The sequence below is a fragment of the Burkholderia sp. AU33545 genome, from assembly GCF_020419685.1.
Classification (GTDB): domain Bacteria; phylum Pseudomonadota; class Gammaproteobacteria; order Burkholderiales; family Burkholderiaceae; genus Burkholderia; species Burkholderia diffusa.
In genome coordinates, this window is record NZ_JAIZRQ010000004.1 from 346,942 (window position 1) to 359,438 (window position 12,497).

Genomic DNA, 12,497 nt, shown 5'->3' on the forward strand with positions numbered 1-12,497 from the left:
TGAACGAGAGGTGGGAATGCGCGAGATCAGTCTGGATCGACTGCGTACGCTGGTCGCGATCGCCGACCAGGGATCCTTCGTGGCCGCCGCGCAACTGCTTCATCTTGCGCCGCCGACGGTCAGCCTTCATGTCGCCGAACTCGAAAGCCGCATCGGTGCGCCGTTGCTGTCGCGCACGCGCGGCAACGTGCAGCCGTCGACCATCGGTGCGGTGCTGGTGGAGCGGGCGCGCCGTCTGCTGGCCGAGGTCGAGTCGACTCTCGACGACGTGGAGCGACAAGTGCAGGGGCTGACCGGGCGCGTGCGTCTCGGCGCATCGACCGGGGCGATCGCCCATCTGTTGCCGCAGGCGGTGGCCCGGCTGCGCGAGCGCCATCCGGACATCGATGTTCAGATCGCCGTGCTCACGTCGCACGACACACTGGCGCGCATTGCGCAGGGCACGCTCGACGTCGGACTGGTGGCGTTGCCGCAGCCGGCGGTCGCGGGGCTCTCGATCCGCGCGTGGCGGCGCGATCCGGTGCTGGCCTTTCTGCCTGCGGGCTGGCGGCTTCCGGCGCGTGTGACGCCGGCCTATCTGGCCGCGCGTCCGCTGATTCTTAACGATGCGACTACCCGCCTGTCGCGGCTCACCGCGGAATGGTTCGCGCTCGGTGGCCACCGCCCCGAGCCGCGCATCGAACTCAACTACAACGATGCGATCAAGAGTCTGGTCGCTGCAGGCTACGGCGCGACGCTGCTGCCGCACGAGGCGGGCGCCCCGTTGCCGGATGCACGCATCGTCATGCGGCCGCTGCGTCCGGCGTTGTGGCGCGAACTGGGCATCGCCCATCGGGCCGGCCCGGTCGAGCGGTCGACCCAGCACGTGCTCGACGCGTTATGGGCGCTCGGCGCGCGCTAGAAAGCAGCGGGCGTCATGCGTCGTGCGCGGCCGTGCCGGCGTCGGCACGCGGCAGTGGCCTGTTACAGTCGGCTATCCCTCGCGAGCATCAGCACGCGCACCCAGCGCCGCGCATCGTGCTTGTCCATCATCGGCAGCTTCCATTCGCCGCGTGCGGCGTCACGCACACGCACGACCAGATGCCAGCGGCCGTCGATCGGCTCGGCTTCGCAGCCGTCGAGCTGCGACAACGTATAGCGGCCGTCCGCACCGTCGTGCGACAGCCACAGCAGCCCCTGCGTCGCTGACACGCGCACGTCGCCCCACTCGCGATGCACGACGTGGGTCCAGCCTTGTTCCTTCGCGTTCGGTGCGATGTCGCGACGGCGCTTGATCCACCACGCGATCAGCGCGATCAGGATCGCGGCGGCGAGCAAGGCGGCCGCGATCGCGACCGGCTGGCCGAACTGCGCGGCGATGACGTGAAACAGATGAACCGCGCCCCATCCCACGGCGATGAGCGCGAACAGCGCAATGAAAATCGGCATGTCGAATCGGAAAGGAGGACGGACCGGCGCAGGCAGCGCGCCGGTCCGTCGCACGCGGCATTACCGGCGGCGGTGAATGTCGTGCGTGACGAAGCCTGCGTCGTTGGCGGGCAGCGCGAGGCCGTCCTTGACCGCGAGCGTCTTGCGGATGTCGTCGAGACCCGCGCTCCAGTGGTCGCGCATCGTCGACAGACCGAACTGATAGTCCTTGTAGTGGTGCTCGTACGCCTTCTGCTGATAGATCAGGTGCTGGATGTTGTACTTCTTCCCGCTCGACATCGCTTCAGCCTCTACGCACCACGGGTCGCTCTTGCGCTGCGCTTCCGGCACCTGCTCGAGCACGTGGCGCAGCACGTTGCGGTAGCGCTGTTCGCGCTGCAGCGTGTCGGTGACGAAACGCGTGCGGCTCGAATACTGCACGTCTTTCGTGCGTTCCGCGACGTCGGCCATCGTGCGGGGCAGCGGCCCGCGTGCGCTCCACAGGTCGACCTGGAACGCGAGCGTGTCGCGTCGCGGACGCGCGCTCAGCACTTCCATCAGCGGCGTGTTCGATACGACGCCGCCGTCCCAGTAGTATTCGCCGTCGATCTCGACCGGCGGGAACGCGGGCGGCAGCGCGCCGGACGCCATGAAGTGCTCGGGCGCGAGGCGGATGCGCGAGTTGTCGAAGTACACGAAGTTGCCGGTGCCGACGTTGACCGCGCCGACCGACACGCGCGTCTCGCCCGAGTTGATCCGGTCGAAATCGCACAGCTTGAGCAGCGTCGCGCGCAGCTGCGACGTGTCGTACCAGCTGATCTTTTCCGGATGATCGGACACGCCCGGCAGCGGCGGCGGCAAGCGCGGCACGAAGAAGCCCTGCTGGCCCTGCATCATCGCGCTCGCGGCCTGCGACGCGGTGAAGAACGTGCGGATCTGGTCGATGCTGTTGAACAGCGCGAACTCGAACGCGGCCGGAATTGCGGGAAAGAATGCCGGCTGGCAGATCGTTTCCCAGAATTCGCGCAGCCGCTCGACGCGATGTTCGGGCGCATTGCCGGCGATCAGCGCGGTGTTGAGCGCGCCGATCGAGATGCCGGCGATCCAGTCGAGCGGAACGCCGGCTTCGTGCAGCCCTTCGAACACGCCGGCCTGATACGCGCCGAGCGCGCCGCCGCCCTGCAGGACGAGCGCGATCGTTTCGTATGGCAGCGACCGCGCAGCGGCCGGCGCGCCGGCTTCGTGATGCAGGTCCGCCGCATCGACGGCCTGCTTTTCTGTACGCGCGTGCGGTTTCATCAGTTGCTCCGAGAAATCCCGCCGTAGATGGCGGAGACGGATGGCATACCGTCGAGCGACGGTACGCCATCGTGAGTCGTGAGAATGGATGTGGTGCGGGAATCGCCCCCCGTCAGGGAGGCGAGGACGTTACTGCATGAACCAGCCGTGGCTGACGACGAACGACTGGCCCGTGAGCGCGGCGCTCGGGAACGCCGACAGGAACAGCACCGTCTGCGCGACGTCCTGCACCGTCGTGAACACGCCGTCGACCGTGTTGCCGAGCATCACCTTCTTCACCACTTCCTCTTCGCTGATCCCGAGCTCCTTCGCCTGCTCCGGAATCTGCTTGTCGACCAGCGGTGTGCGCACGAAGCCCGGACACACGACGTGCGAGCGCACGTTGTGCTTCGCGCCTTCCTTCGCCAGCACGCGCGCGAGACCGAGCAGCCCGTGCTTGGCCGTCACGTACGCCGACTTCAGCGGCGACGCTTCGTGCGAGTGCACCGAGCCCATGTAGATCACCACGCCGCCGCGATCGTCCTTGTACATGTGCTTGAGCGCGGCCTTGGTCGTCAGGAACGCGCCGTCGACGTGGATCGCCTGCATCTTCTTCCAGTCGGCGAACGAATAGTTTTCGATCGGGTTGACGATCTGGATGCCCGCGTTCGACACGAGGATGTCGACCGAGCCGAACGTTTCGGCCACCTTGTCGATACCGCTGTTGACCGCTTCCTCGCTGGTCACGTCCATCGCGACGCCGATCGCCTTGCCGCCTGCCTTGTTGATCTCGTCGGCGACCGCATTTGCGCCGTCCTGGTTCAGGTCGGCGATCGCGACCGCTGCGCCCGCCTTCGCGAGCTCCAGTGCGATTTCCTTGCCGATGCCGCTTGCGGCGCCCGTGACGACTGCGGTCTTGCCATTCAGGTTGCTCATTTCGAATTTCCCGTGGTGAAAGGATTGACAGGGAGAAAGGACTGCGGACGTGTTACCGAGGTTACTGAGCGAGGTAATCGTAGACGACTTCGCCGAGGCCGAGTGTCAAATCCGCGACGAGGTGGCGCGCTTCGACGATCTCGAGTACCGGCAGGTCGGCCACCGGCGCGAGTGCGTGCGGTGCCAGTTCGAGCGAGGCGGGGCCCGTCCACGCACCCTTCATCTTGATGTCCTGCATGTAGTAGCGCACCAGTTCGCATACGCGTGCGGTGCCGTCGACGTGCGGGATGATCTTGAGCAGGAAGTTCGGGCCGGCGAGACGCTTCGTCTGCTCGTCGATGTCGAGTTCCTTGTGCTTGTAGCCCATCGTGCCGGTCGCGACGCGCACCTTGCCGTAGTCGAGCGTGCCCAGGATGTGATCGGTGTTCACGTGCAGCGTGGGCGACGCGAGTTTCTTCGGGAAACCCCACAGCTCGCGGCCGCCGGCGATCGGCGGGTGATCGTCGAGATACATCGCGAGCGTGTAGCCGCCGGCCTGGCCGTTGTACTCGACGGGGATCACCTGGCCGCTTTCCGTGTAGTCGCCGAAGCCGGTCGAATCGGCCATGCGAATGAATTCGTAATGGACGAGCGGCTCGATGACCTGCAGTGGCTCGGGCACGATTTCACGCAGACGATCCGGATCGGTGCGATACGTGATGATCAGAAACTCACGATCGACGAAACGGTACGGGCCCATCGGAAAGGCGGGGCTGGTCAACGGCATCGCAAACGCTTTCGATCGGACATCGCTGGGTTTCATGCGGACTCCTTGTTGTTGATCGCTTCGTGGATGAGTGCTCGTAAGCTCGTAATCCTATGCCTGTGCGTTGCCGTTGTGCGATGCCGCATCTGGAATTAATTGTTGCCGATTTCGAATGATTTGCAACGCAAATATTGAGGCGAACGGTGCGAACGGCATGGAGCGCATGGGGCGCTCCGATATTCTCAGGCGTCGATGACGCCACGATGTGAAAAAGGTGAGCCTTTACGGGATGGTGGGTGAGCTTTTACGGGAGACGGTCGCGCGGAAATGTGACAATTGTGTGAACTTGTGTTGCAGTGCGGGCTCTAAGCGCGTTCGCGCGCGACGTGCACGCCCGGTCCTGATCATCGGCCGTCCGACGCATTAAGCGTTACTTAAGCGAGTGAGCACTAGCATCGTTCCACCCGGCCGGCACGCCCGGTCCAATCGTTACGCCCCAGGCAACCGCATTCATGCAGAACCTCAATCTCACCCTGTTTTCCGCCGTCAATGCCGGCGCCGTGCCGCCCCCCGGTGTTGCTCGCGTCGCGATCTTCGCCGCCGACTGGCTGGTCTATGCGCTGCCCGCGATGCTGCTGCTGACCTGGATCTTCGGCGAGCGCCCGACGCGCCGCCAGGCGATCGAAGCCGGCGTCGGCACGTGCGTGGCGCTGGCGCTCGCGCAGGTGATCGGGCATTTCTGGTTTTCGCCGCGGCCGTTCATGGCCGGTGTCGGCACGCAACTGATTCCGCATGCGCCGGACAGCTCGTTTCCGAGCGATCACATGACGTTCGCGTGGAGTCTCGCGGTCGGCATGATGCTCGCCGGCAGCACGCGGCTGAGCGGGTTCGTGATGGCCGCGATGGCCGTGGTGATTGCTTGGGGGCGCGTGTATGCGGGCGTGCACTGGCCGTTCGACATGGCCGGCGGCGTGCTGGTCGGCACCGCCGGCGCGCTGGCTGCGCATCTGTACGGACAACGCATCGTCGAGCTGCTCGAACGGATCGGCGACGTCGTGCACGCGGTGATGATGGGGCGCGAGCGAGCGCCCTGAGCGGGAGAAGTACGGGCCGGACGCCGTCAACCGGGCGTCTTGGCCGCTTCAGCCGAAGCGGACGGGCCGCCGCCCGCTTCGTGCAGTTCGGGCGTCTCGCCCGGGTGCTGTGCGGCGTCACGTTCGAGTGCGCTTTCCTTCAGGATCGCGCACATCGCAACGAACAGCGCGAGGACGACGACCGCCAGGCCGCAATAGCCGGCGATCTTCAGGTTATGACGGAAAGGCGAAGCGTGGCTTTCTTTTGTCATGAACGGGCGCTCCTGGGCGGGCTGCGGCGGCTGTCGCCCGACAGCGGCGTCGCAGACATAGATATATACCAGCCGCCCCGCCGATGCCAAGCCCGCCGATGTTCGGGCTCCCGTTCGCGTCAGTCTTCCAGCGTTTCGTGCACCGCCGCTGCGCCGCGTTTCCAGTATGCCGCCGCGCGGATGCGCGACTTGTCGACGCCACGCTCGCCAGTCAGGTGCTGCCGCACCGCACGCATCGACTGCGCTTCGCCGGCCGCCCACACGTAACCGTCGCCGGAGGATGGCAGCGGCAATTCGCGCACCGCATTCAGCAGCACGTCGCCGTCCGCCGCGTCGGCTTCGGCGCGAAAGCGCCAGATCTCATGCACGTCGGCTCGCGTATCGAACGCGATCTGCGCGGTGCGATCCGCGACTTCCAGCACGACTGCCGCACGCGAGCCGGCCGGCAATTGCTCGAGGCGGCGCGCGATGGCCGGCAGCGCCGTATCGTCGCCGATCAGCAGATGCCAGTCGAAATCGATCGGGACGACGAACGAACCGCGCGGGCCGCCGATACCGAGCCATTGGCCGACGCGTGCCTGCGCCGCCCACTGCGATGCGGGGCCGGGATGGTTCAGCACGAATTCCAGGTCGAGTTCGCACGCGGCGCGATCGAAGCGGCGCGGCGTGAAATCGCGTGCGACCGGCTTCGGTTGGCCTTCGGGAAACTCCGGGCCATTCGCACCGAGCGTCGGCATCGCGGGCCGGTCGGCGCCGGGCGGCGGGAAAAACACCTTCACGTGATCGTCGAACGAAGACGATTCGAAGTCCGCGAGGTCGGCGCCGCCGAGGGTGACACGCAGCAGGTGCGGCGTCACCGCATGCACGCGCACGACCTGCAGCAGGCGGAACTTCAGCGTATGGCGCACGCGGGTAACGGCGCGTTCGGATAGGTTCTGCATCGATCCGTTCTCCTTGGGTGTGGACGGGCGGCGCGGGTCACGCGCCGGTGCCGCTTTCGATTTCGGCCGTCGCGCGGCGCATGATCGCCGCGATACGCCGCTGTTCGTCGGCGTTGGCGGCGCTCTTGTGGAGCAGTGCGCGCTTCAGCGCGAGACGGGCCTCGACGAACTCCGGCAGCCAGCCGGGCTGCGTTTCGTCCTGCGTTTCGCCGCCTGCCGATTCACCGGCGAACGCGCGGCGCATGAATTCCATCTTGCGTGCGAGATGCGTGAGGCGAGCGAACAGGGTGTCGACGCGCTCGCGCTGCGCATCGAGGTGCGCGCGGCCGGCGTCGGTCAGCGCGTAGCGCTTGCGGTTGCCTTCCGCCTGCGACACGACGAAGCCGACTTCCTCGAGATACGTGAGCGCCGGATACACCATGCCGGGGCTCGGGCTGTAGAAACCGTTCGAGCGCGTGTCGAGCGCCTTGATCAGTTCGTAACCGTGGCTCGGTTGCTCGGCGACCAGCGCGAGCAGCAGCAGCTGGAGATCGTCGGAGCTGAACTGGCGGCCGCGCGGCATGCCGTCGTCGCCGAAATCGCCAAAGCCGCCGCGTCCGCCGCGGCCACCAAACGGGCCGCCGCCGAATGGGTCGTGACCGCGCCGATGGCGGCCGATTGCTTGCCAGACGCTGGCGTACCAGTCAGGGCCCGCATGCGCACCATGACCGTCGCATCGGGCATGGCCGCGGGAGGGGTTGTGTCGCATGATCGTGTCCTATGTGTCGTAAAACATATCGAAAGATATATATCGAAAGATAGGGTGTCAAGGAGGATTATTGGGGAAGGATGGTTGGCGGGGCGCGGCGGGATGTCCGTATCAGTCAACGGATACGGCCGCGTCAGGCAAAACGCGGGCGCGCATTCAGGCAATATTGCTCGGTTCAGCGCGGACGTCGTATCGCTGAAGTTGTTTCGTATTACTGAATTCGAACCGTGTGTCGCCGGATCGTTTCTTCGACACCGCGCACTTCGCTCTCGCGCTACCTGCGCGGTGCAGACATGCGTGCTTGCGTGTCGAATGCGATTCAGGCCGGCGGCAGGAACCGCAAAACGCGGCGATTCGAGCCGCCGGCCTGTTGCCCATGACTTCAGACCGCGCTGGCTGCGTCGATCTTGCGGATATCTTCATCGTCGAGCCGCACGCGGATCGCTTCTCCGAGCAATGCCAGCTGCGCGAGCGACGTCGCGCTCGCAATCGGTGCGGTGATCGTCGGCCGCGCGATCTGCCACGCGAGCGCGATCGCGGCCGGTTGCGTGCCGTGCTTCGCCGACACGTCGTCGAGCGCCGCGAGAATGCGCAGGCCGCGCGCATCGAGATAACCGGCGACGCGATCGCCGCGCACGCTCTTCTTCAGGTCGGCCTCGCTGCGGTACTTGCCCGACAGGAAGCCGCTCGCGAGCGCGTAGTAGTTGACGACGCCGAGCCTCAGGTCGCGCACGACCGGCTCGAGATCGCGCTCGTACTCGGTGCGGTCGATCAGGTTGTATTCCGGCTGGATCACCTGATACGCGGGCAGCCCGTTGCGCTTGCTGACCTCGGCGGCTTCGCGCAGGCGTGCCCCGCTGTAGTTCGATGCGCCGATGATGCGCACCTTGCCCGCGTCGATCAGCGTCTGGTAAGCGGAGAGCGTTTCTTCGAGCGAGGCCGTGTCGGCGAGATCGCGGTGCGAGAAATACAGGTCGATGTAGTCGGTCTGCAGGCGGCGCAGTGAATCGTCGGCGGCCTTCAGGATGTTGTCCTTCGTCAGGCCGGCGCGCGCCGCGAGCATGCCGACCTTGGTCGCGAGCACGACCTGGTCGCGCTTGCCGGAACGCTTGAGCCACTTGCCGATGATCGTTTCCGATTCGCCGCCGCTGTTGCCGGGCGCCCAGGCCGAATAGACGTCGGCCGTGTCGATGAAGTTGATGCCGGTATCGGCGAGCGCGTCGAGCAGCTCGAACGATGCGTTTTCGTCGACGGTCCAGCCGAAGACGTTGCCGCCGAAGGCGAGCGGGGAAACCTGGATGTCCGACGTGCCGAGGGTACGTAGTGCCATTTTGCTCTCCGGAATCTGGGGGTGACGGGATGGGACGACAGGATTGGCCGGGATGAATGCGACGTGAAGGCGAACGGGCGAAGCGCTTGCGCCGTTGTCGCGGACGCCGGAACATTCTCGCCGATCGAGCGGAATCGCGCAGCGGGCGCGCGGTCATGAAGACGGAGGAATTGCAGCGGACAGCGGATGTGCCGTCCGCCAGGTGGATGATCGGTGCGGCTGCGTTCGATCGGGAACTGAATCTTGCGGCGTCTGGGGGAGAGGCCGGCGGAGACCGGCATATCGCACCACTTCGACGGAGCGGAACGAAAAACGGGCGGCAAAGTTGCCACCCGCGATCGATCGGTGCTCCGATCCGTTACCGCAACTGCACGGCCGCCAGAAACAGCACCATGCTGCCGATCGCGCCATCGAGTACACGCCACGCAACAGCCTTGCGGAACCACGGCGCAAGCAGCCGCGCGCCATATCCAAGCCCGAGGAACCACACGACGCTGACCGACATCGCGCCGATCGCGAACGCCAGCCGCGATCCTTCCGGCTCGCGCGCGCCGGCGGTGCCGATCAGCAGGAACGTATCGAGATACACATGCGGGTTGAGCCACGTGAATGCGAGCGTCATCAGCACGATCGCGACCGCGCTCTGCGGCGGCGGCGCGACGGCGTCGCCGCGCACGTCGAGCGTTTCGTGTCCCGGCTTGAACGCGCGGCGCAGCGCGTTGATGCCGAACCACGCGAGATACGCGAGGCCGATGTACAGCACGACGTGGACGAAGGTCGGATAGCGTTCGACGAGGACTGACGCACCGCCGACGCCCGCGCCGATCAGGATCATGTCGGACAGCGCGCACAGCAGCACGATCTTGCCGACATGCGAGCGCATGATGCCTTGCCGGAGCACGAACGCGTTCTGCGCGCCGATGGTGACGATGAGCGACCCGCACAGGGCGGCGCCGTGGGAAAAAGCGATCCAGTTCATGATGGGGAGCGGTGAAGCAGTAGACGGGTGAATCGGTTGGCGCTAGTCTGCGGTCAGCCAGAACATAAGAGAAGCTAATTCACCTAATGCCGATTAAGGAAATCTAATGCTCGACTACGCATTGCTCGACGCTCTCGCGGCGGTGATCCGGCACGGTTCGTTCGAACGGGCGGCCAGGGAGCTGAACGTCACGCCGTCGGCGGTATCGCAGCGCGTGAAACTGTTGGAGGAGCGCGTCGGCAGCGTGCTCGTCAAGCGCGGGCAGCCGTGCGTCGCGACGACGTCGGGCGCGTTGCTCTGCCGGCATACGGAGCGCGTGCAGTTGCTCGAGGCCGAACTGGGCGGCCGGATGCCTGCACTGCCGGGCCAGATCGCGAGCGCATGGCCGATGCTGCGCGTGGCCGTCAACGACGACAGCGTCGCGACCTGGTTCATCGATGCGGTCGGGCCGTTCTGCACCGAGCGCGAGACCTTGCTCGACCTCGTGATAGACGACCAGGACTACACGGCCGCGCGCATTCGCGACGGCAGCGTGCAGGGCGCGGTGACCGCGCAGGCTGAACCGATCCAGGGGTGCCGGTCGACGCGGCTGGGGCGCATCCGCTATCGCGCGGTGTGTTCGCCGGCGTTTTACGACCGCTATTTCGGCGCGGGCATCACGCGCGATGCGCTGCGCCGTGCGCCGTGCGTCATGTTCAATCCGAAGGACGGTTTGCAGGCGCGCTTCATCCGGCGCGTGACGCGCGCGGATCTCGATCCGCCGCAACACTGGATCCCGCACGTCGCGGGTTACCTGCGTGCATGCGAAACGGGGCTGGGATGGGGGATGTGCCCGGACCGGATGGTCGATCGCCAGCTGGCGGCGGGCGAACTGGTCGACATGTCGCGCGGGCGGACCGTCGACATCGACCTGTACTGGCAGAGCTGGCGCCTGTCGATCGGCTGGCTCGACGATTTCAGCGCGGCGCTGAAGGCGCGCGCCGCGCTGTTTCTCGACTGATCGAAGCGGGCGCGGCGGGCGGCGGCGCGCAGGCTACGCGCCGCGCGGGGTCAGACGTGGTGCAGGCCGTCGAAGTCGACGATCTGTACGAGGCGGCCGTGCATTTCGATCAGGCCGCGCTTCTGGAACTTCGACAGCGTGCGGCTGACCGTTTCGAGCGTCATGCCGAGGTAGCTGCCGATGTCTTCGCGCGTCATCCGCAGGTTGAATTCCGACGGCGAGTAGCCGCGCTTCAGGTAGCGCGACGACACGTCGAGCAGGAACGCGGCGACGCGCTCTTCGGCGTTCAGCGAGCCGAGCAGCATGGTTTGTGACGTTTCGCGCACGATCTGCTCGCTCATCAGCTTGTGCATGCGCAACTGCATCGTGCCGGCTTCCGAGCACAGCGACTTGAGCGCGCTGTACGGAATCACGCAGACCGAGCTGTCTTCCAGCGCAACCGCGGTGCGCGGGTGCGTGTCGTCGCAGATGCCGTCGAGGCCGAGCGCTTCGCCCGCGAGGTGCAGACCGGTGACCTGCTCGCGGCCGTCGTGGCGCGTGGCGACGGTTTTCAGCGAGCCCGAGCGCACGGCGTACAGGTTGTCGAAGGTGTCGCCTTCGCGGAACAGCGCTTCGCCGCGCTTGACCGGGCGCGCCGCGCAGATGACCGATTCGAGGCGGCTGAGCGCTTCGGGTGCGAGGCCCTGCGGCATGCACAGGTGCCGCATTGCGCACGACGAGCAGTGCGGGGCCTGACGGGGAGCCCAGTTGCCTGCATGGGACGAGGCGGCGGGACGTGTGGCGACGGGCGTCAACATGATCGTTTGCTCCAGCGTTGAATCGACCGAATCATTGTCCCACCGCAAGTTGCCGCTGTCGGGTGACAAAACGTCGCGACCGCGCGCACATGTCGCGGGCATCGTAGCGGCATGCAAGCATGCCGTTGCGTATGCGCGCCGCGACGCGCACGCTTATGCTGGTGCTGGTGCTGGTGCTGGTGCTGGTGCTGGTGCTGGTGCTGGTGCTGGTGCCGCTCAACCTTCCTGATCGTCCGCATGCGCGGCGGCCGGGATCAGCAGCACGGGCAGCGTCGCATGCCGCACGCACTGTTCGGCGATGCTGCCGAGCACGAGGCGGCGGAACCCGCGGCGGCCGTGCGTGCCGAGCACGAGGAGGTCGGCGCCGAACGCTTTCGCACCGTCGAGGATCAGCGTCGACACGTCGGTGAGCGACGACGCCTCGCTCGTCAGCGTCTCGCCCTTCACGCCTGCCGCCTGCATCAGCTTCTTGAACTCCGCCGCGAGCGCATTGCCTTGCGCGATGAGCTGGTCGCGCAGCACGGACGGATCGTAGCCCGGCACGTTGTAATAGATCGCGGCGTTCTCGACGACGTAGAGCGGTTGCAGTTCGGCACCGTGCTCCTTCGCGAGCGCGAGGGCGGCATCGAACGCGTGGCGGGCCGTGTCGCTGCCGTCGATGGCAACCAGAATGCGCTTGTACATGGTGTCTCCAAGTGGCGGGTTGAACGGAAGTCGGCCGAACGGCCGAGCAGGCCGTGCGTCGCTGCGAGGCAGGGTAAACCAACGGCCGGGACTCTGCAGCGACGTGCCGGTCGTCGCGAGTGTGCATTGAATATCATCCGTATCGCGACGACGTGACTTCGATCAACGCCGATGCATCGACGTCGCGAAACCCGACTGTCGACCCGAACCCGGCGCCGATATCGATTCCACCGCCGATTCGGAGGACCGGCGCGCGAACCCGCACGTCGCTCCGCCGCCATCGGCCGTCGGCCTCGCCTCGACCCGC

Annotated in this window: 14 protein-coding genes; 3 read left to right on the forward strand and 11 right to left on the reverse strand. The window is 66.3% G+C overall.

The window, feature by feature from the left end; genetic code table 11:
* Nucleotides 1-16 precede the first annotated feature (16 nt).
* A complete protein-coding gene (locus LGM71_RS15390; RefSeq protein ID WP_124629510.1) occupies nt 17-901 on the forward strand; it encodes a LysR family transcriptional regulator in 885 nt (294 codons plus the stop codon).
* 62 nt (nt 902-963) lie between these two features.
* Here LGM71_RS15390 and LGM71_RS15395 read toward each other — a convergent pair whose 3' ends face one another.
* From LGM71_RS15395 to LGM71_RS15410, 4 genes are all read right to left on the reverse strand, one after another.
* Nucleotides 964-1,428, reverse strand: coding sequence for a hypothetical protein (locus LGM71_RS15395; RefSeq protein ID WP_226115289.1), 465 nt, complete (start codon nt 1,426-1,428; stop codon nt 964-966).
* Between the two features lie 60 nt (nt 1,429-1,488).
* Nucleotides 1,489-2,706: a patatin-like phospholipase family protein gene (locus tag LGM71_RS15400; protein ID WP_226115290.1), complete on the reverse strand. Its 1,218-nt coding sequence runs from the start codon at nt 2,704-2,706 to the stop codon at nt 1,489-1,491.
* 129 nt (nt 2,707-2,835) lie between these two features.
* Complete coding sequence (locus tag LGM71_RS15405; RefSeq protein ID WP_108064654.1) at nt 2,836-3,621, reverse strand: 3-hydroxybutyrate dehydrogenase; 786 nt, start codon at nt 3,619-3,621, stop codon at nt 2,836-2,838.
* 61 nt (nt 3,622-3,682) lie between these two features.
* Nucleotides 3,683-4,423 carry an acetoacetate decarboxylase gene (locus LGM71_RS15410; protein WP_124627802.1) on the reverse strand — a complete coding sequence of 247 codons (741 nt, stop codon included), beginning with the start codon at nt 4,421-4,423 and terminating at the stop codon, nt 3,683-3,685.
* A gap of 455 nt (nt 4,424-4,878) precedes the next feature.
* Here LGM71_RS15410 and LGM71_RS15415 point away from each other — a divergent pair, with 455 nt between their 5' ends.
* On the forward strand, nt 4,879-5,460 hold the full coding sequence (locus tag LGM71_RS15415; protein ID WP_124627801.1) for a phosphatase PAP2 family protein: 582 nt from the start codon (nt 4,879-4,881) through the stop codon (nt 5,458-5,460).
* A gap of 26 nt (nt 5,461-5,486) precedes the next feature.
* On the opposite strand, the gene LGM71_RS15420 is transcribed toward LGM71_RS15415, so the two are convergent.
* From LGM71_RS15420 to LGM71_RS15440, 5 genes are all read right to left on the reverse strand, one after another.
* Nucleotides 5,487-5,711, reverse strand: a complete 225-nt coding sequence (locus LGM71_RS15420) for a hypothetical protein (RefSeq protein ID WP_059605810.1) — start codon at nt 5,709-5,711, stop codon at nt 5,487-5,489.
* A 119-nt stretch (nt 5,712-5,830) separates the two neighbouring features.
* Nucleotides 5,831-6,652 carry a siderophore-interacting protein gene (locus LGM71_RS15425; protein WP_226115291.1) on the reverse strand — a complete coding sequence of 274 codons (822 nt, stop codon included), beginning with the start codon at nt 6,650-6,652 and terminating at the stop codon, nt 5,831-5,833.
* A 37-nt stretch (nt 6,653-6,689) separates the two neighbouring features.
* On the reverse strand, nt 6,690-7,400 hold the full coding sequence (locus tag LGM71_RS15430; protein ID WP_226115292.1) for a PadR family transcriptional regulator: 711 nt from the start codon (nt 7,398-7,400) through the stop codon (nt 6,690-6,692).
* 382 nt (nt 7,401-7,782) lie between these two features.
* On the reverse strand, nt 7,783-8,730 hold the full coding sequence (locus tag LGM71_RS15435) for an aldo/keto reductase (protein WP_226115293.1): 948 nt from the start codon (nt 8,728-8,730) through the stop codon (nt 7,783-7,785).
* A gap of 358 nt (nt 8,731-9,088) precedes the next feature.
* A complete protein-coding gene (locus LGM71_RS15440; RefSeq protein WP_151048202.1) occupies nt 9,089-9,709 on the reverse strand; it encodes a LysE/ArgO family amino acid transporter in 621 nt (206 codons plus the stop codon).
* Between the two features lie 106 nt (nt 9,710-9,815).
* Here LGM71_RS15440 and LGM71_RS15445 point away from each other — a divergent pair, with 106 nt between their 5' ends.
* Entirely contained in the window at nt 9,816-10,709 is an 894-nt protein-coding gene (locus tag LGM71_RS15445) for a LysR family transcriptional regulator ArgP (protein ID WP_059598694.1), read from the forward strand.
* 50 nt (nt 10,710-10,759) lie between these two features.
* Here LGM71_RS15445 and fnr read toward each other — a convergent pair whose 3' ends face one another.
* Together fnr and LGM71_RS15455 are read right to left on the reverse strand one after the other, a co-directional pair.
* A complete protein-coding gene (gene fnr, locus LGM71_RS15450) occupies nt 10,760-11,506 on the reverse strand; it encodes a fumarate/nitrate reduction transcriptional regulator Fnr (RefSeq protein ID WP_059447453.1) in 747 nt (248 codons plus the stop codon).
* A 216-nt stretch (nt 11,507-11,722) separates the two neighbouring features.
* The gene (locus tag LGM71_RS15455) at nt 11,723-12,190 is read right to left on the reverse strand and encodes a universal stress protein (RefSeq protein ID WP_124627791.1); all 468 of its coding nucleotides are present in this window, start codon (nt 12,188-12,190) and stop codon (nt 11,723-11,725) included.
* Nucleotides 12,191-12,497 lie beyond the last annotated feature (307 nt).